The sequence below is a fragment of the Tropicimonas aquimaris genome (genome assembly GCF_042676185.1).
GTDB classification, from domain to species: domain Bacteria; phylum Pseudomonadota; class Alphaproteobacteria; order Rhodobacterales; family Rhodobacteraceae; genus Tropicimonas; species Tropicimonas aquimaris.
The window spans coordinates 50,093-66,195 of the sequence record NZ_JBHTJT010000060.1; the positions used below are offsets into that span (position 1 = coordinate 50,093).

18 protein-coding genes are annotated in these 16,103 nt (G+C 66.2%); 12 read left to right on the forward strand and 6 right to left on the reverse strand.

What is annotated here, in order from left to right:
- The first annotated feature begins 11 nt into the window (after nucleotides 1-11).
- From ACFQ2S_RS23510 to ACFQ2S_RS23520, 3 genes are read left to right on the forward strand one after another with little or no spacing between them, the layout of a single operon-like run.
- Entirely contained in the window at nucleotides 12-992 is a 981-nt protein-coding gene (locus ACFQ2S_RS23510) for a thiamine ABC transporter substrate-binding protein (protein ID WP_386078811.1), read from the forward strand.
- A complete protein-coding gene (locus ACFQ2S_RS23515; protein WP_386078813.1) occupies nucleotides 968-2,476 on the forward strand; it encodes an ABC transporter permease subunit in 1,509 nt (502 codons plus the stop codon). The genes ACFQ2S_RS23510 and ACFQ2S_RS23515 overlap by 25 nt, the downstream gene beginning before the upstream one ends.
- On the forward strand, nucleotides 2,463-3,164 hold the full coding sequence (locus tag ACFQ2S_RS23520; RefSeq protein ID WP_386078816.1) for a thiamine ABC transporter ATP-binding protein: 702 nt from the start codon (nucleotides 2,463-2,465) through the stop codon (nucleotides 3,162-3,164). Before ACFQ2S_RS23515 ends, ACFQ2S_RS23520 begins: the two co-directional genes overlap by 14 nt.
- 103 nt (nucleotides 3,165-3,267) lie before the next feature.
- On the opposite strand, the gene ACFQ2S_RS23525 is transcribed toward ACFQ2S_RS23520, so the two are convergent.
- From ACFQ2S_RS23525 to ACFQ2S_RS23535, 3 genes are read right to left on the reverse strand one after another with little or no spacing between them, the layout of a single operon-like run.
- On the reverse strand, nucleotides 3,268-3,504 hold the full coding sequence (locus ACFQ2S_RS23525; RefSeq protein ID WP_386078819.1) for a thioredoxin family protein: 237 nt from the start codon (nucleotides 3,502-3,504) through the stop codon (nucleotides 3,268-3,270).
- Between the two features lie 39 nt (nucleotides 3,505-3,543).
- Nucleotides 3,544-4,605: a permease gene (locus ACFQ2S_RS23530; RefSeq protein ID WP_386078822.1), complete on the reverse strand. Its 1,062-nt coding sequence runs from the start codon at nucleotides 4,603-4,605 to the stop codon at nucleotides 3,544-3,546.
- Nucleotides 4,602-4,877 carry an ArsR/SmtB family transcription factor gene (locus tag ACFQ2S_RS23535; protein ID WP_386078825.1) on the reverse strand — a complete coding sequence of 92 codons (276 nt, stop codon included), beginning with the start codon at nucleotides 4,875-4,877 and terminating at the stop codon, nucleotides 4,602-4,604. Before ACFQ2S_RS23535 ends, ACFQ2S_RS23530 begins: the two co-directional genes overlap by 4 nt.
- Before the next feature lie 1,090 nt (nucleotides 4,878-5,967).
- Between ACFQ2S_RS23535 and ACFQ2S_RS23540 the strand changes: the two genes are divergently transcribed.
- The 3 genes from ACFQ2S_RS23540 to ACFQ2S_RS23550 are packed head-to-tail and all read left to right on the forward strand — an operon-like array spanning nucleotide 5,968 to nucleotide 7,644.
- A complete protein-coding gene (locus ACFQ2S_RS23540) occupies nucleotides 5,968-6,132 on the forward strand; it encodes a hypothetical protein (protein WP_386078828.1) in 165 nt (54 codons plus the stop codon).
- A 9-nt stretch (nucleotides 6,133-6,141) separates the two neighbouring features.
- A complete protein-coding gene (locus ACFQ2S_RS23545) occupies nucleotides 6,142-6,975 on the forward strand; it encodes a DUF2628 domain-containing protein (RefSeq protein ID WP_386078831.1) in 834 nt (277 codons plus the stop codon).
- Nucleotides 6,976-6,999: 24 nt separating this feature from the next.
- On the forward strand, nucleotides 7,000-7,644 hold the full coding sequence (locus ACFQ2S_RS23550; RefSeq protein WP_386079377.1) for an ABC transporter permease: 645 nt from the start codon (nucleotides 7,000-7,002) through the stop codon (nucleotides 7,642-7,644).
- Nucleotides 7,645-7,682: 38 nt separating this feature from the next.
- Here ACFQ2S_RS23550 and ACFQ2S_RS23555 read toward each other — a convergent pair whose 3' ends face one another.
- Nucleotides 7,683-7,973, reverse strand: coding sequence for a substrate-binding domain-containing protein (locus tag ACFQ2S_RS23555; protein WP_386078833.1), 291 nt, complete (start codon nucleotides 7,971-7,973; stop codon nucleotides 7,683-7,685).
- Nucleotides 7,864-8,706: a LacI family DNA-binding transcriptional regulator gene (locus tag ACFQ2S_RS23560; RefSeq protein WP_386078835.1), complete on the reverse strand. Its 843-nt coding sequence runs from the start codon at nucleotides 8,704-8,706 to the stop codon at nucleotides 7,864-7,866. The genes ACFQ2S_RS23555 and ACFQ2S_RS23560 overlap by 110 nt, the downstream gene beginning before the upstream one ends.
- 874 nt (nucleotides 8,707-9,580) lie before the next feature.
- Between ACFQ2S_RS23560 and ACFQ2S_RS23565 the strand changes: the two genes are divergently transcribed.
- Genes ACFQ2S_RS23565 through ACFQ2S_RS23590 form a run of 6 tightly spaced genes read left to right on the forward strand, consistent with a single transcriptional unit; the run spans nucleotide 9,581 to nucleotide 15,188 of the window.
- Nucleotides 9,581-10,597 carry a LacI family DNA-binding transcriptional regulator gene (locus ACFQ2S_RS23565; RefSeq protein WP_386078838.1) on the forward strand — a complete coding sequence of 339 codons (1,017 nt, stop codon included), beginning with the start codon at nucleotides 9,581-9,583 and terminating at the stop codon, nucleotides 10,595-10,597.
- 27 nt (nucleotides 10,598-10,624) lie between these two features.
- On the forward strand, nucleotides 10,625-11,557 hold the full coding sequence (locus tag ACFQ2S_RS23570; protein WP_386078841.1) for a substrate-binding domain-containing protein: 933 nt from the start codon (nucleotides 10,625-10,627) through the stop codon (nucleotides 11,555-11,557).
- Nucleotides 11,557-12,342, forward strand: a complete 786-nt coding sequence (locus ACFQ2S_RS23575; protein WP_386078844.1) for an ATP-binding cassette domain-containing protein — start codon at nucleotides 11,557-11,559, stop codon at nucleotides 12,340-12,342. The genes ACFQ2S_RS23570 and ACFQ2S_RS23575 overlap by 1 nt, the downstream gene beginning before the upstream one ends.
- The gene (locus ACFQ2S_RS23580; protein WP_089234794.1) at nucleotides 12,342-13,346 is read left to right on the forward strand and encodes an ABC transporter permease; all 1,005 of its coding nucleotides are present in this window, start codon (nucleotides 12,342-12,344) and stop codon (nucleotides 13,344-13,346) included. Before ACFQ2S_RS23575 ends, ACFQ2S_RS23580 begins: the two co-directional genes overlap by 1 nt.
- A complete protein-coding gene (locus ACFQ2S_RS23585; RefSeq protein WP_386078847.1) occupies nucleotides 13,343-14,407 on the forward strand; it encodes a phosphotriesterase family protein in 1,065 nt (354 codons plus the stop codon). The genes ACFQ2S_RS23580 and ACFQ2S_RS23585 overlap by 4 nt, the downstream gene beginning before the upstream one ends.
- Before the next feature lie 16 nt (nucleotides 14,408-14,423).
- The gene (locus ACFQ2S_RS23590) at nucleotides 14,424-15,188 is read left to right on the forward strand and encodes a glutamine amidotransferase (RefSeq protein WP_386078850.1); all 765 of its coding nucleotides are present in this window, start codon (nucleotides 14,424-14,426) and stop codon (nucleotides 15,186-15,188) included.
- A 21-nt stretch (nucleotides 15,189-15,209) separates the two neighbouring features.
- Here the strand turns inward: ACFQ2S_RS23590 and ACFQ2S_RS23595 are convergent, their stop codons facing one another.
- On the reverse strand, nucleotides 15,210-16,088 hold the full coding sequence (locus ACFQ2S_RS23595) for a PfkB family carbohydrate kinase (protein ID WP_386078853.1): 879 nt from the start codon (nucleotides 16,086-16,088) through the stop codon (nucleotides 15,210-15,212).
- Nucleotides 16,089-16,103 lie beyond the last annotated feature (15 nt).

Genomic DNA, 16,103 nt, shown 5'->3' on the forward strand with positions numbered 1-16,103 from the left:
AGGAGTCTGCCATGAAGGCATATCCTCTTGTTGCGGGCCTGATATTCGCCACCTCCGCGGTGGCCGAGACGCCCACACTCACCGTTTACGCACCCGATTACTTCGCCTCCGAATGGGGCCCCGGTCCCGGCATCGAGACGGCCTTCGAGGAACGCTGCGGCTGCGACCTCGTCTACAAGACCGGTGAACTGCTGCCCCGCCTGCTGCTCGAAGGCGAGAAGACCGAGGCCGACGTGGCCATCGGCTTCAACTCCGACATCACCAAGAAGGCGCGCGAAAGCGGGCTCTTCGCACCGCATGGGCTCGACACGTCGGCGCTGACGCTGCCGGTCGACTGGTCGGACGACACGTTCCTGCCGTTCAACTACTCACACACGGCCTTCATCTATGACAATACCAAGATCACCGAGCCGCTCACCAGCTTCGACGCGCTGCTGGAGGCGCCGGACGACCTGCGGCTGGTGATCCAGGACCCGCGCAGCTCGATCTCGGGCCTGGCGCTGGTGCTCTGGGTGAACCACGTCTACGGCGACGAGGCCGCTGACGCCTGGGCCAAGCTCGCACCGAAGATCGTGACCGTCACCAAGGGCTGGTCCGAGAGCTACGGCATGTTCACCGATGGTGAGGCCGACATGGTGCTGAGCTATACGACCTCGCCGGCCTATCACATCATCGCAGAGGAAGACCTGACAAAGTCGGCGGCGATCTTCGAGGAAGGACATTACTTCATGGTCGAACTGGCCGCGAAACTGGCCGGGACAGACAATCCCGACCTCGCGGACCAGTTCATGGCGTTCATCCTCACCGAGGAGTTCCAGTCCATGATCCCGACCTCCAACTGGTCCTTCCCGGCGGCACTCCCCAAGGACGCCTGGCCGGACGGGTTCCAGGACCTGCCGGTCCCCGAAAAGGTGCTGTTCTACAGCGAGGATGAAGCCGCGGCGATGCGGGACGAGGCCATCGAGGCATGGCGCAGCGCGCTGTCGCAATAAGCACTGCAACGCTGGTTGCGGGGATGGTCCTCCTCCCCGTGGCCGCGGTGCTCTGGCGCGGGGGCGGCCCGGGAACGCTCGGGCCGGCCGACTGGGCGGCGTTGCGCTTCACGCTCTGGCAGGCGGCGTTCTCCGCCGGGCTCTCGGTCGCGCTGGCCGTGCCGGTGGCGCGGGCGCTCTCCCGCCGCAGCTTTCCGGGGCGGGTTGCGCTGATCGCGCTGATGGGCGCGCCCTTCATCCTGCCGGTCATCGTGGCGATCCTCGGTTTGCTGGCCGTATTCGGCGGACGCGGGCTGATCAACCAGATCGGCGCGCCACTCGGCCTGCCGAGGCTCGATATCTACGGATATCACGGCGTGATCCTCGCCCATGTCTTCTTCAACCTGCCGCTGGCGGTGCGCCTGTTGCTCCAGGGCTGGCAGGACATCCCGGCCGAACGCTTCCGGCTCGCGGCCTCGCTCGGCGCGCCGGTCTGGCGGGTGCTGGAATGGCCGATGCTGCGCCGCATCTGCCCCGGCGCTTTCACGGTCATCTTCGTGATCTGTCTCGGCTCTTTCGCCGTGGCGCTGACGCTCGGCGGCGGGCCGCGCGCGACCACCGTGGAACTCGCCATCTACCAGGCGTTCCGCTTCGATTTCGATCTCGGCAAGGCTGCGACCCTCGCCGCGCTGCAACTGGCTCTCGGGCTGGCCGCGGGCGCCTTCGCCCTGCGCCTCGCTCCGAAAGGCGGCTTCGGCGTGGGCCTCGACCGGCAGATCGACCGCTGGGACGGAACCGGCGTCGCGGCCCGTCTGGCCGACAGCCTCTGGATCACGTTGGCGGCGGGTTTCCTGCTGCTGCCGCTTCTCTCCGTCGCCCTCGCCGGCCTGCCCGGTCTCGCACAGATGCCACCCGAGGTCTGGGCCGCAGCCGCCCGGTCGCTCGCGCTCGCCCTTGGTGCCACTGCCCTGACCCTCGCACTGGCGCTGCCGTTGCTGACCGGCGCGGGGGAGACGGCGGCACTCATGGGCATCTCCGTCTCCGGACTGGTACTGGGCACGGGGTACTTCCTGCTTCTTCAACCCGTCATCCGCCCCGGGGACGCCGCCCTGCCGGTGACGATGCTGGTCAACGCGCTCATGGCGTTGCCCTTCGTCATCCGGATCCTTAGGCCGGGGCTGGAGGGTGCGCGCCGCGACTACGGGCGCCTCGCCGCCTCGCTTGGCCTGAGCGGCTGGCACCTCTGGCGCATCGTCTACCTGCCGCGCCTGCGCCGCCCCCTCGGCTTCGCCGCCGGCCTGACGGCGGCGCTCTCCATGGGCGACCTCGGGGTGATCACGCTCTTTGCCGATGGCGACAACTCAACCCTGCCCCTGCAGATCTATCGCCTGATGGGCAGCTACCAGATGGAGAGCGCGCGGGCCGCGGCGCTGCTATTGCTGGCCCTCAGCCTCGGGCTGTTCTGGGTCTTCGACCGGGGAGGTCGCCTGCATGCTGCAACTTGAGCGCCTGAGACTTGTACAGGGTGACTTCGAACTTTCGGCCGACATCACCTTCACCGCGCCGATCACCGCGCTCCTCGGCCCGTCGGGCGCCGGCAAGTCGACCCTGCTGAACACCATCGCCGGCTTCACGCCCCCGACCGACGGGCGCGTGATCTGGCGCGGCAAAGAGATCACGCCCCGCGCCACGATGGAACGCCCGGTGGCGATGCTCTTTCAGGACAACAACCTCTTTCCCCATCTCGACGTGACCCGGAACCTCGCGCTCGCGTTGACCCGCGGGCGCCCGACGCGCGAGGCGCGCGACCGGATCGCCGAGGCGCTCGCCCGCGTCGGCCTGCCCGGGTACGAGCACAGGAAACCCGCCGAGCTCTCCGGCGGCCAGCAGAGCCGCGTGGCATTGGCCCGAGTGCTGCTGCAAGCCCGCCCGCTGATGCTGCTCGACGAGCCCTTCGCGGCGCTTGGCCCCGCCCTCAAGTTCGAGATGCTCGACCTTGTGGCCGAGGTCGCCGCCGAGAATGGCCTGCAGGTGATCATGGTCTCACACGACCCACAGGACGCCGCCCGGATCGCCAATGAGGCGGCGGTTGTCGCGGATGGCGTGGTGACGCCCCCCGAACCGACAGCCGAACTTTTGCGTTCCCCGCCGCCGGCGCTGGCCAGCTATCTCGGCATCGATCGCACGTTCTAGCGGCGCGGGCGCCCTGCCTGGCATCGGCCTTGCAAGAACGCCGTAACAGCCGCGCTCTTCTTGATGCGAACGCCGCAACGACCTTGATAAGGACGGAGCCCTGTCAGTCCACAAGCCAGGTTTCCAGCCGGGCCGCGTCCGGCAGGCCGCCGGCATGGACGAGCTTGCCGTCAACCGAGATGCCGGGCGTGGACATGACACCGGCCATGGCGATGGATTTGGGATCGGTGACCTTCTCGACATCGACCGCGACACCAAGCTTCGCGGCGGCATTCCGGACCATGGCTTCGGCGGTTTCGCAGCGCTTGCAGCCGGGGCCGTAGACCTTGACGGTTTTCATCGTGATATCCTTTCTGAGGATGCTGGGTTCGCGCGGCGTTTACAGAAGGACGTTGAACAGGAAGCCGGTGGCGAGGATGCCCATCGACACCACGGCGATGAAGATCGCGATCAGTCGATAGGTCAGCACCTGCTTGAGGATGATCATCTCGGGCAGCGACAGCGCGATCACCGACATCATGAAGGCCAGCGTCGTGCCGAGCGCCGCGCCCTTGCCCAGCAGCGCCTCGACGATCGGGATCACGCCGGCGGCGTTGGTGTACATGGGCACGCCAACCACGACAGCTGCGGGAACCGACCACCAGGCTTTGCCGCCCATGATCTTCAGCATCATCGCCTCGGGCACATAGCCGTGGATCGCCGCGCCGATGCCGATGCCAAACAGGACCCAGATCCAGACCTTGCCGACGATCTCGCGCACCTGTTCAACGCCGATCTTCATCCGATCCACCAGCGTCAGGTGTTCTTCGAGAAGATCGCCGACGGGGCCCGCTGTCATCTCGCGCACCCAGTCCTGCAGATATCTCTCCAGCCCCATCCGGCCCAGAACGAAGCCCGCGACGGTGGCGATGGTGAAACCGAAGACCAAGTAGATTGTGGCGACCTGCCAACCGACCAGCCCGTAAAGCAGCCCGAGACCCACCGGTCCGACCATCGGCCCGGCGATCAGGAAGGAAAAGGTCACGCCCAGCGGGATTCCGGCCGAGACGAACCCGATGAAGAGCGGCACCGAGGAGCAGGAACAAAAGGGCGTCAACACGCCAAGCAGCGCGGCGAGCGGGTAGCCCCAGAGATGATGCCGTCCGGCGAGGATCGCGCGGGTCTTTTCCGGGCTGAACCAGCTGCGCAGAAACCCCACGACAAAGACAATCCCGGTCAGCAGCAACAGCACCTTGGGCACATCGTAGAAGAAAAAGGCGATTGCCTCGCCGGTGTGGCTGTCGCGGGCGACCGGAAACAGCGATGTCACCCATTCCGAGAACGGGATCAACTGCCCGTAGAGAAGGTAGAGCACGCCACCTGCTGCCAGCACGCCGGCGTACCAGAGCCAGTCGGAGGCATCCCGGCCGTGCGGAGCCTGGACATGGGTTTCGACGGTCATGCAACTTTCCTTTCAGATCTGCGTTCCGCGACCAGCACCGCGTCGATGACGGCCACGAGTTCCGGCGCGAGTTCGGGGTTCCGGCGAAAGCGAACCCACTGCGCATCACGCCGGTCGGTGACGATCCCTGCCTCCCGCAACACCTTCATGTGCCGTGACATCCGGCTTTGGGTGGCCTCGAGCTTGGCCATGAGTTCGCAGACACAATGCTCGCCCCCATCCCAGATGATGGCGAGGGCGGCACGGCGGGTCGGATCGGAGATGGCGGTCATGAACTCTTGCATGGTCCATGCATATGTCCGAAATAGCATATGCGCAATGAGGCATATTGCGCATTTCGGACTGGCCGCCATGCACTCCCTGCACGGCCGCGAGGGCGCAAACGGATCAGGTCCGGCCCGGACTGGGCGCCAAGCGAATGGACACGGCCAACAGGTTCCGCAGACAGACAACTCGGCGACACCAGCCGCGGCTTTTTCGGTCGCAGCGTGCACGGTCAGTGTTCCCAAGGCACCTCCCTGCCCCGCCGTTTACGGCGTCTTCTGTCTATGCTGCATTTCCCGTCCCGGGCCATGCCCTCTCGAGCGATCGGGCGGGCTCGTTGGTGCCTGAAAGGCAGATCGCTGACAGAAGTGCCTTCAAATTGTGCGTCTGCCAGTTCGCAGACCGGAGCATCTTCAAGAGGTCCTTGGCTGACCGACACCATGGAACTCAGAATTGTAACCGGTTACATTAGCACTAGAGAGCCGCGAATGGTCGCATTCGACACCATACGGACAGTAGACAACATCGGCTTCAGGAGCGACCGGCGTTCCTTTCCCGGCTTCGGCGAGGCAAACGCGACCCGCACGGTCACATTGCCCGCCCGCGCGGCAGCCCGAGTCGATCTTGAAACTGGCGATCTCCTTTCGCTATCGGCTCCGGCAGGCAGCGGGCTGTCGCTCCTTGCGTTCGGCCCGACCGGAGAGACCGCACTTCAGTTGCTCGGTCTTTCGGAGACCGCACGAATTGACGCAAACGCGTTCGACAGTGCTCCCTTGGCGGGCTGGATCGCGGCCATGGGTGGAGGCGGTGTCGGCTCCTGGGTCGGCGCAACAATCGAAGCGCACGGCGAGACCATCGTAAATCGACCGCCGCATGCACGGTCTAGGTCGTCAACGCGGAGCCCACGGAGACGCTGATTTCGGGTAAGGCGCCGGGACCTGCGGTTATATCTCACCAGCCCGCGCGCCCAAACTCCCTGAGATTGCCGCCGCCGCTTGGTGACGTGAAGGACGAATTTACCATCAGCCGCGCCACCGCCAAGGCATATGAGCTGGTCGCCAGGGACCTCGTTCAGATCATAGACGTGGACGGGCAGCAATGCTCGGACTTCATGGCCTTTCGCAGCGACGGCCTGGAGCGCGGCCGGGAACTGCTGATCGACGGCACGGCCACGGCATCCTGCGCGTCAAGGACGACGACCAGACCGTCGGCGTCATCAACCGCCCCGGCCTGATCCGGGCGATCCAGAAAAACCACGCGTAGGAAGGCGTCATGGCAGAGATCAGACCGGATACCGCCGAACGGCTCAATGCGCTGGTGAAGGAATTCGTCGGCAGCAGCGAGGACTACTATTGCCGGGCCTTCGCCTACATGATGGAGGCCCCGGGCTTTCGCTTCACCTTCAACAAGGCGGCCGCCCTGCTCGGTCCTATCTGGTTCGGCGCGCGGGGGCTCTGGTCGTGGTTCCTCGGCTTCCTCTTGCTCGAGACGCTGGCCTTCATCCAGATCGGCCGCGGCCTCTTCGGCGACCTTGGCCGCGAGTTCCGCGAAAGGGCGGACCGGATCGCCGAGACGCTGGAGCTGCGCCAGCAGCAGATTGCCAAGGCCGAGGAATCCGGCGCGGCCACGCTGGACGCGCTGAAACGGGCGGCGGCCTCGCTCGAGGGCGCGCTGGTCGACGCCGAGGCCGCCGCTGCGACCGCGGACTCGACCGGGATGGTCTACATCCTCAGCGGTCTCGCAATCCTGGCCGCGTTCAAGCTCCTGCAGGACGCACTGGCAAACTGGACGCTGGAGGGTCAGTTCGCGCGTTGGCGCTCGGACCGGCAGGTGACGCATGGTTGGTCCACCGAGCGGCTGGCGGTCGCGCTCGGCCTTGCCGTGCCGGTCATCGGCCTGTCGGCCATCAAGTTCGCCCAGCCCGATGCCATCGAACTCCTCAAGACCTTTCCGACCAACCGCAACTGGCGTCTCGACGTGGGTGACGGGGTGCAGGCGGCGTTCGACTGGACCAAGACCGCCGGTCGCGGGTTCTTCGACGGCCTGACGCTCGGGATGCGGACGCTGCTCGACTGGATCGAGGTGCTGCTCGTCGACACGCCCTGACCGGTGGTGGCGACCGTGGTCATAATGCTGGCCTATCTCTCCGCCGGGGTGCGCGTGGCGATCTTCACCGGGGCGGCGCTCGCCTATCTCGGCCTGCTCGGCTTCTGGGAAAAGGCGATGACGACGGTGGCGCTGCTCGGCGCGGCGGCGCTGATCTCGATCACGCTCGGCATACCGCTCGGCATCTATTGCGCACGGCGCCCCCGTGCCTTCGCAATCGTCCGTCCGATACTCGATTTCATGCAGTCGATGCCCTCCTTCGTCTACCTGATCCCGGTCGTGGCCTTCATCGGCTCCGGCAAGCCCGCGAGCGTGGTGGCCACCATGATCTTCGGCAGCCCGCCGGTGATCCGCTTCACGGTGCTCGGCCTTCAGCAGGTTCCCGAAGCGGTCCGCGAGGCGGCGCTTGCTTTCGGCGCGACGCCCACTACCTGCTCTGCAAGGTCGACCCCCCTCGCAGCGCCGACGATCATGGACGGGGTGAACCAGACCATCCTCCTGTCGCTGGCAATGGTCGTCGTTGCATCGCTGATCGGCGCCAAGGGGCTTGGTGAGGACGTGCTCGAGGCGCTGCAATATGCGGCGGCGGGACAAGGGATCCTCGCCGGTTTGGCGATTCTGTTCTGCGCGCTGATCCTGGACAGGATCGTGACAGGCAAGCGGGGCTGACGCGGTGGCCGGGCCTCTCCCCCCTGGCCGGATACCCGTCAGCTCCGCTTCGCGGTCGACCCCCGCAGGACGATCGCCCCGTCGAGCTTGAGCGGCTCGACAGGGCGGCCTTCCTCGAGATTTCGGACCAGGGCAAGCGCCGCGGCCTCGCCCATCTCCAGCACCGGGACCCGAACCGTTGTGAGCGCCGGGCTGGCATGGCTGGTCCATGGCTGGTCATCAAAACCAACCACGGAGACGTCGTCGGGTACCGAGATCCCCTGTCGCGCCAGTTCGAACAATGCGCCGAGCGCGATGACGTCGGACAAGCAGAAAAAGGCATCGGGCATCTCGCTCCTTTTTTGCGCATTTTCGGACCGCCTCCGCCCCGCCCTCCTCGCTCAGTTCGACCTCGATCATGCGGATCTCGCACCGCCCGGCAAAGGCCTCCGCGGCGGCAATCCGAGCGCGAGCCCGGTCGTTCTCCGCCGCGGGCCCGTGGATGACCGCGACTTTCCCGTGCCCGGTGTCGACAAGATGCTGCATCGCGAACCCGGTCAGCTCGGCATTGTCGTAACCGATCGTCGGGTAGTCGGCGCCGGGGTCGAAGATCGAGGTCAGGACCACCGGCACGTTGTAGCGCTCCGTCAGTTGCCGGAACTCGTCCCCGTGGTCGCCGCCGGACAGGATCAGCCCTTCGACCCCCATCTCGAGGAACGACCGCGCGCGACGAAGCTCCCTGTCCTTGTCGTTTTCGGTCGAGGCAACGACGAGCGAGTAACCGTGCTGGTCCAGCGCCACCTCCAACGCCTTGAGGAACCGCGCGAAGATCGCGTGATCCAAGGTCGAGATGACCGCGCCGACCGTCCTAGTGCGACCGGAGTTCAACGCCTTTGCCAGCGGGTTCGGCGTGTACGCAAGGTCCTGGATCACCGCGTTGATCCGTGCCTTGGTGTCGGCCGTCACCGTCGGGGCGTCGTTGATCACACGGCTGACCGTCGCGACAGAGACTCCCGCGGTGCGGGCCACGTCCCGCAGTTTGACCTTGGGCTGTTTCGACGTGCCCCGTCCGCTGTCGTTCAAATCCGTTCCTCCGCGGTCACGCGGCAGGCAAACTGCCAAGGTAGCCGGCCATTTGTCTCGCCTGACGCAGTCTGGACCGGGCAAACCCCTGAAAACAAGCCGCGACGCTGCGCATGATCCGTTTGGCGACGCTCTCTCCCGGTGCCCGATTGCGCGTGGTGTGACTTGCTGTCCAATTCATCGACACCGGACCGGCTACAGATGGTGAGACGAACGCTTTGTGTCGATTCATGTTCGCAGCCGCGAAACTGATGACCGAGCGCGGCGCTTCCGCCGTTCGGGTCAGCCGGGAGTTCGAAGCGTCAGAGGCGTCCAGTGGCGCTGGATCGGCCGGCCACTTGCCCGAGCCAGACACGCGGGCGGTGCGACACCGAAGCTCTGCCGGCGAGGACCGGACACTGGCATGGGGCCCGCTCGCTCAATGTCTCCGGACTCGGCAGGGCTCCGGAACTTGAGAGCCGGTCTTGCCTGCCCATGACCGGCTCATTTGCCCGACTTCCATCGAATACCGACAACTTACGTGGTGCAGGAGAGGTGGATGTCGCACGGCACTGCCCTGCACCGTCACGTCATGAGGCAACGCCGGAGGAGCACCCTTGTTACCACCCGCCCAAAGCCCGGTCGGTTCTCCCTTCCCCGTATCCGTTCAAGGTCTCGGAAGACACCTTGGTCCCTTGTCCCGATTTCGGCGGTGGCCTCGGCGAGCCTCATACATGACAGGCTCAAAGACCAGGCAGCATCGCAGCATTTTCCACCGGGCGATGTCCGGCTGTGCGGAGCTCTCGCGAAATGTCTTTACAGACCGAAATGATTCGGCTTACCGATTTTGTGTACCGGTTTACTGAACCGGTTTACCGACCGAAAGCGGGGCCTCATGGCGAACTTGCAGGACGTGGCACAGCGAGCGAAAGTATCGAAGACGACGGTCTCGCGGTACCTCAACGGCTCGCTCGAACTGCCGAAACGCACTGCCGAGGCGATCGATACCGCGATCCGGGAACTCGACTACGTCCCCAATGCACACGCCCGCCGCCTGAGCCTCGGGCGGTCCGAAACCATCGCGCTGATGGTGCCTGACATCTCCACCCCCTTCTTCTCGACCTTCGTCGCCTCGGTCGAGGCCGAGGCGGACCGGCGCAACCTGTCGCTGTCGCTCCATGCCACGCTGAACCGGCGCGAGCGCGAGATCTCCTATCTCGATCACATCCGGCAGGGGCGTGCCGACGGGCTGATCTTCATCACCAACCATGCCGGCGACGACGCGCTGGCGGACAAGATCAACACCGCCGGCCCATGCGTGGTGGTCGACGAGGACGTGCCGGCGACCCGGGTGCCCAAGCTGTTCTGCGACAACGAGGCGGGAGGCTATGCGGCCGGACGGCATCTCGCGGAGATCGGGCACCGACACTTTCTCTTCATCGGCGGCGTCGACGAGATGATCAGCGGCGCCCGGCGCCATGCCGGTTTCCTGCGGGGCGTTCACGAGATCGCGGGCGACGCGGCCCGCGTGGAGCGCGCCTGCGGCCCCTACACGTTCGAGGCCGGACGGGTCGCCGCCAGGGCCTTCGTTGCCCGTGGCGACAACCGTCCGACGGCGATCTTCGCCACCTCCGACGAATTGCTGATAGGGCTGTACGAAGTGCTGAGGGACTCCAATCTCTCGGTGCCACACGATGTCTCCATCGTCGGTTTCGACGATGTGGGCCCCCTCCATCTATTCGCACCGGCCGTGACAGCGGTGCGGCAGCCGGTCCGGGAACTGGGCAAGCGCGCGCTTGAACTGCTCCTCGATCACAAACCGGAAGAAGACGGCACGCTCCCAGAAGAGGAACTGCTGCCTGTCACTCTGATCGAGCGGGATTCCGTTGCGCCGCCGATCCGATCTGCCTGAGCAACTTCAACAGCGAGGATAACGAAAATGACTGACCATCTTACCCGCAGACAGCTTGGCGCGCTTCTTGCCACGACGATGATCGGCGCCATGGCCCTGCCGGCCCTGGCCCAGGAAACGAAGACCTTTGCACTGGTCCAGATCAACCAGCAGGCGCTGTTCTTCAACGAGATGAACCGTGGGGCCGAAGAAGCCGCTGCCGAGGCCGGCGTGAACCTGGTGATCTTCAACGCCAACAACGATTCCGCGGCCCAGAACAGCGCCATCGAGACCTACATCCAGGAAGGTGTTGATGGGCTGGCCGTCGTCGCCATCGACGTCAACGGCATCATGCCGGCGGTCGAGCAGGCCGCCGCGGCAGGCATCCCGGTTGTCGCCATCGACGCCATCCTGCCCGAAGGCCCGCAGGCCGCCCAGATCGGCGTCGACAACGCCCAGGCCGGCGCGGACCTCGCCGCCTATTACAACGAGAGCATGAGCGGCGAGTCGAAGCTCGGCATTGTCGGCGCTCTGAACTCCTACATCCAGAACGTCCGAAAGGACGGCTTCGAGGGGGCGCTTGACAGCGGCATGGTCACCGTGGCCGGCACAGTTGACGGTCAGAACATTCAAGACGTGGCGCTTGGCGCGGCCGAGAACCTGATCACTGCCAACCCCGACCTGACCGCGATCTATGCCACCGGCGAGCCCGCGCTGATGGGCGCCGTAGCGGCCGTAGAGAGCCAGGGCAAGCAGGAAGACGTGGCGATCTTCGGCTGGGACCTCACCGCGCAGGTGATCGACGGAATCGACGCCGGCTACGTCAAGGCGGTGATCCAGCAGGATCCCTCGCTGATGGGCGCGGCAGCGGTCGAGGCGCTGATGACGCTCTCCGAAGGTGGCGAGGTCGAGAAGGAGATCTCTGTTCCGGTAACCATCGTAACGAGCGAGAACGTGGACGACTTCCGGTCGCTCTTCTAATGATGGCGGCAGAGGCACAAATTGCGGAAGGGAGGGGGGATGCCCCCCTCCCGGCCGAGCCGATCCTTCGGCTGAGAAACATCCACAAGACATTCGGCTCGCACGAGGCGCTACGTGGGGTCGACCTGGACATCCGTCCCGGCGAATGCCTCGGGCTGATCGGCGACAACGCTGCCGGCAAGTCCACCCTATCCAAGGTGATCTCCGGCACCTACATCCCCGACGAGGGCGAAATCGAGCTCGAGGGCCGCAAGGTGCGCTTTTCCACGCCGTCCGAGGCGCGCGACCTGAGCATCGAGATGGTCTACCAGGACCTGTCGCTCTGCGACCACGTGGACGTGGTCGGCAACCTGTTTCTCGGGCGCGAACTGAAACGCGGCCCGTTCCTCGATCAGAAACGGATGATCGCGCAGGCCGAGAAGATGCTCGCCGCGCTGGAGATCCGCATTCCCCGGCTGACCGCCAAGGTCGAGAAGCTTTCCGGCGGCCAGCGCCAGGCCATCGCCATCGCGCGCGCCGCCAGCTTCGAGCCGAAGATCCTGCTGATGGACGAACCGACCTCGGCGCTGGCCGTGGCGGAGGTCGAGGCGGTTCTGGCCCTCATCAACCGCGTCAAGGCGCGCGGCGTGGCCGTGGTGCTCGTCACCCACCGGATGCAGGACCTGTTCCGCGTCTGCGACCGGGTGGCGGTGATGTACGAAGGCACCAAGGTCGCCGAACGCAACATTGGCGAAACCGATCTCCAGGAACTCGTCGACCTCATCGTCGGAAAGGGAGGCCACTGATGGCGACCTATACCGAGCGGCAAGCTGGCTCCCGGCTGGCCGACTACCTGTCCGAACACGCACAGGTGCTCTCCATCGCGCTGTTCTTCGCGATCTGCATCCTGTTCTTCAGCGCCATGACCACTACCTTCCTCACCTCGGGCAACCTGCTCAACGTGGTGCGGCAGGCGGCGCCGATCCTGATCGTCGCCGTGGCGATGACGCTGGTCATCACCACCGCCGGCATCGACCTGTCCGTCGGCTCGCAGGTCGCCCTGATCAACGCGCTCGCAGCCATATTGATGGCAACCGGCATCCCGTGGCCCGTGGTCGTCGTCTTGATGCTGATCGCGGGCGCGGTGATCGGCGGCGCGCAGGGCTGGTTCATTTCCTACCAGGGCATCCCGGCCTTCATCGTCACGCTGGCGGGGCTGTCGATCCTGCGGGGCTTCGCCCTGCTCCTGACCGAAGGCTATTCCATTCCGATCCGGGACGCCGCGGGCTTCTTCTGGCTCGGGCGAGGCGAGATCCTCGGCTTTCCGGTGCCGGCCCTGATCGCAATCCTGATCGCCATCCTCGGCTTCGTCGTCATGCTTCGCACGCAGTACGGCCGGCAGGTTGTGGCCGTGGGCTCCAACATGGAAGCGGCGCGGCGCGTCGGCATGCCGGCCAAGAAGGTACTGGCGTCGGTCTACGTCGTCTCGGGCGTGGCCAGCGCCATCGCTGGCATGCTGATCGCTGCGCGGCTCGGCTCGGGTTCGTCCAACGCCGCGCAGGGGTTCGAGCTTCAGGTGATCGCCGCGGTGGTCCTTGGCGGCACCTCGCTGATGGGCGGGCGAGCCTCCATGCTGGGCACGGTGCTCGGCACGCTGACCATCGCCGTGATCGGCAACGGGCTGATCCTGATGCACATCTCGCCCTTCTTCACCCAGATCGTGACGGGCACGATCATCCTGGTGGCAATCTGGATGAACACCCGCCTGTTCGACCGCAACTGGCGTTTCGCGAGAAAGAAACCGGCATGAGCGAGCTGTCCCAATGCCATATCGGCTCGGGCCGGGTGATGACCGTCGACGGGCCCATCCCGTCGGCGGCGCTCGGCCACACGCTGATGCACGAGCACCTGCAGAACGACTGCTCCTGCTGGTGGAACCCGCCGCAGGAGCCGGAGCGCCAGTACCTCGCCGAGGCGCCCGTCTCCATCGAGATCCTGTCGGAGCTGCGGCAGGATCCCTTCGTCAACAAGCACAACATCTCGCTGGACGAGCTGGAGCTGGCCATCGACGAGGTGAAGCAGTTCGCCGCCGTCGGGGGACGCAGCATCGTGGACCCGACCTGCCGCGGCATCGGGCGCGATCCGGTCAAGCTGCGCCGGATTGCGGCGGAGACGGGCGTGCAGATCGTCATGGGCGCGGGCTACTACCTCGCCTCGTCCATGCCGGAGCGCGTCGCCTCCATCACCGCCGATGACATCGCCGACGAAATCGTCGCCGAAGCGCTGGAGGGCGTTGACGGGACCGATGCGAAGATTGGCCTGATCGGCGAGATCGGCGTCTCGGCGGATTTCACCCCCGAGGAGGAAAAATCTCTGCGCGGCGCGGCGCGGGCTCAAGGCCGCACCGGGCTGCCGCTGATGGTGCACCTGCCGGGCTGGTTCCGGCTGGCGCACAAGGTGCTCGATATCGTCGAGGAGGAAGGGGCCGACCTGCGCCACACGGTGCTGTGCCACATGAACCCCTCGCACATGGACCCCGTCTACCAGGCGACGCTGGCCGCGCGCGGGGCCTTCATCGAGTTCGACATGATCGGCATGGACTACTTCTATGCCGACCAGGGCGTGCAATGCCCCTCCGACGACGAGGTCGCCCGCGCGATCATGGGCCTTGTCGAGCACGGCTATCTCGACCGCCTGCTGCTCTCGCACGACGTCTTCATCAAGATGATGCTGACCCGTTACGGCGGCAACGGCTATGCCTTCGTCGCCCGGCACTTCCTGCCACGGCTGCTGCGCCACGGCGCCACGCCGGAGCAGCTGGAAACACTGATGGTGACCAACCCACGCCGCGTCTTTGACGCGACGATCTGAGACACAGGAGACAGTCATGAGCACAAGAGTGCTGCTGGTCGGTGAGAGCTGGACCACGTCCGAAACGCACTACAAGGGATTCGACCAGTTCGGGTCGGTCCATTTCCACACTGGCGCGGAGCCGTTGCTGAAGGCCATGGCGGGCAGCGGCTACGAGATCGAGCAGATGACCGCCCACGCGGCGGCCGAAGGATTCCCCTTCGAGGCCGAGGGGCTGGAGAAATACGACATCATCATCCTGTCCGACATCGGCGCCAACACCTTCCTGTTGCCGCCCGACGTCTGGCTGCGCTCGAAATGCGTGCCCAACCGGCTGCGGATGCTGAAGCAATGGGTCGCCGATGGCGGCAACCTGATCATGATGGGCGGCTATTTCTCCTTCCAGGGCATCGACGGCAAGGCCCGCTGGCGCAAGACGCCGGTCGAGGATGTCCTGCCGGTCACCTGCCTGCCCTGGGATGACCGCGTGGAAATCCCCGAGGGCGCGATCGCCGAGATCGTGCAACCGGACCACGAGACCGTTGCCGGCCTGACCGGCACCGCCTGGCCGCCGATCCTCGGCGTCAACGAGGTCGAGCTGCGCGAGGGCGCCGAGGTCGTGGCGAAACTGCCCGAGGATCAGGGCGGCCATCCGCTGCTCGTGCTCGGCAGCCATGGCAAGGGGCGCACGGCCGTCTGGACCTCGGACATCGGCCCGCACTGGCTCTCGCCAGATTTCTGCGAATGGGAAGGATACGCGACGCTGTGGCAGAATGTGTTCGGCTGGCTTGTCGCACGCTGAGGCACGCGTCCGGCCGGGCTGTCAGGTGGCGAGGAAACGCGCCATCTCGGCCCGGTCGGGAAAGGCGCTCACGGTGCCGGCGCGCGCCACGGTATGCGCCGCGGCGCGGGCGGCGTGGCCGAGCGCGCGCGCGTCCAGCGGGCAGCCGCGCAGCGCTGCCGAGGCCAGCGCGACGGCCATGAAGCAATCCCCCGCCCCGGTGGTGTCGACCACCGTGCAGGGCTCGGCCGGCACGTCGATGCGGCCGTCCTGCCGGATCAGCGCTGCCCCCTGCCCGCCCAGCGTCAGCACCACATCGGTCACGCCCGCCGCCAGGATCGCCTCGACCCCGCCGAGCGCCTCGGCCTCGCCCTCGTTCACGAAGGCGCTGTCCACGAGCGGCCAGAGATCGGCAAAATACGGTTGCAGCGGAGACGGGTTGAGCGCCGTGCGCATGCCGCGCGCACGGGCCTCGGCCAGCGCGGCGCGCGTGGTCTCTGCCCCGAGGTTGCCCTGCATGACCAGCAGGTCGCCCGCCTGTGCCCCGTCGAGCGCGCCCCGGGCCATCTCCGGCGTCATCGCGGCGGCCGCCTCGCGGGTTGTTATGACGGCGTTCTCCCCCTGCTCGGCCATCAGGATGATCGAGAAATCGGTCGCGGTGCCGTCGATCTCGACCAGCCGCGCCTCCAGTGCCTCCGCCTCCAGCCGGCGTGCGATCTCCTGTCCGCGGCCGTCCCGGCCGACAGCCCCGGAAAAGCGGCACGCGAGCCCGGTCCGCGCCATGGCGATCGCCTGGTTCGCCCCCTTCCCGCCCAGGTCATGCGACAGCGCCGCGCCGAAGATCGACGCGCCGGGGCGGGGAAAATCCACGATGGAGAGTGTCTCGTCCAGAGCCACGTTGCCGATGACAAAGGCCTTCATCTTCAAGTCCCTCCA

What these genes read in the sequence shown, in the direction of transcription:
- ACFQ2S_RS23555 (WP_386078833.1), bottom strand. Translation starts at nt 7,973, where the DNA reads ATGCCCGATGCCTTTTTCTGCTTGTCCGACGTCATCGCGCTCGGCGCA.
- ACFQ2S_RS23585 (WP_386078847.1), top strand. Translation starts at nt 13,343, where the DNA reads ATGAGCGAGCTGTCCCAATGCCATATCGGCTCGGGCCGGGTGATGACC.
- ACFQ2S_RS23590 (WP_386078850.1), top strand. Translation starts at nt 14,424, where the DNA reads ATGAGCACAAGAGTGCTGCTGGTCGGTGAGAGCTGGACCACGTCCGAA.
- ACFQ2S_RS23545 (WP_386078831.1), top strand. Translation starts at nt 6,142, where the DNA reads ATGGCAGAGATCAGACCGGATACCGCCGAACGGCTCAATGCGCTGGTG.
- ACFQ2S_RS23595 (WP_386078853.1), bottom strand. Translation starts at nt 16,088, where the DNA reads ATGAAGGCCTTTGTCATCGGCAACGTGGCTCTGGACGAGACACTCTCC.
- ACFQ2S_RS23580 (WP_089234794.1), top strand. Translation starts at nt 12,342, where the DNA reads ATGGCGACCTATACCGAGCGGCAAGCTGGCTCCCGGCTGGCCGACTAC.
- ACFQ2S_RS23530 (WP_386078822.1), bottom strand. Translation starts at nt 4,605, where the DNA reads ATGACCGTCGAAACCCATGTCCAGGCTCCGCACGGCCGGGATGCCTCC.
- ACFQ2S_RS23515 (WP_386078813.1), top strand. Translation starts at nt 968, where the DNA reads ATGGCGCAGCGCGCTGTCGCAATAAGCACTGCAACGCTGGTTGCGGGG.
- ACFQ2S_RS23540 (WP_386078828.1), top strand. Translation starts at nt 5,968, where the DNA reads ATGCTCGGACTTCATGGCCTTTCGCAGCGACGGCCTGGAGCGCGGCCG.
- ACFQ2S_RS23570 (WP_386078841.1), top strand. Translation starts at nt 10,625, where the DNA reads ATGACTGACCATCTTACCCGCAGACAGCTTGGCGCGCTTCTTGCCACG.
- ACFQ2S_RS23510 (WP_386078811.1), top strand. Translation starts at nt 12, where the DNA reads ATGAAGGCATATCCTCTTGTTGCGGGCCTGATATTCGCCACCTCCGCG.
- ACFQ2S_RS23520 (WP_386078816.1), top strand. Translation starts at nt 2,463, where the DNA reads ATGCTGCAACTTGAGCGCCTGAGACTTGTACAGGGTGACTTCGAACTT.
- ACFQ2S_RS23550 (WP_386079377.1), top strand. Translation starts at nt 7,000, where the DNA reads ATGCTGGCCTATCTCTCCGCCGGGGTGCGCGTGGCGATCTTCACCGGG.
- ACFQ2S_RS23525 (WP_386078819.1), bottom strand. Translation starts at nt 3,504, where the DNA reads ATGAAAACCGTCAAGGTCTACGGCCCCGGCTGCAAGCGCTGCGAAACC.
- ACFQ2S_RS23565 (WP_386078838.1), top strand. Translation starts at nt 9,581, where the DNA reads ATGGCGAACTTGCAGGACGTGGCACAGCGAGCGAAAGTATCGAAGACG.
- ACFQ2S_RS23535 (WP_386078825.1), bottom strand. Translation starts at nt 4,877, where the DNA reads ATGACCGCCATCTCCGATCCGACCCGCCGTGCCGCCCTCGCCATCATC.
- ACFQ2S_RS23575 (WP_386078844.1), top strand. Translation starts at nt 11,557, where the DNA reads ATGATGGCGGCAGAGGCACAAATTGCGGAAGGGAGGGGGGATGCCCCC.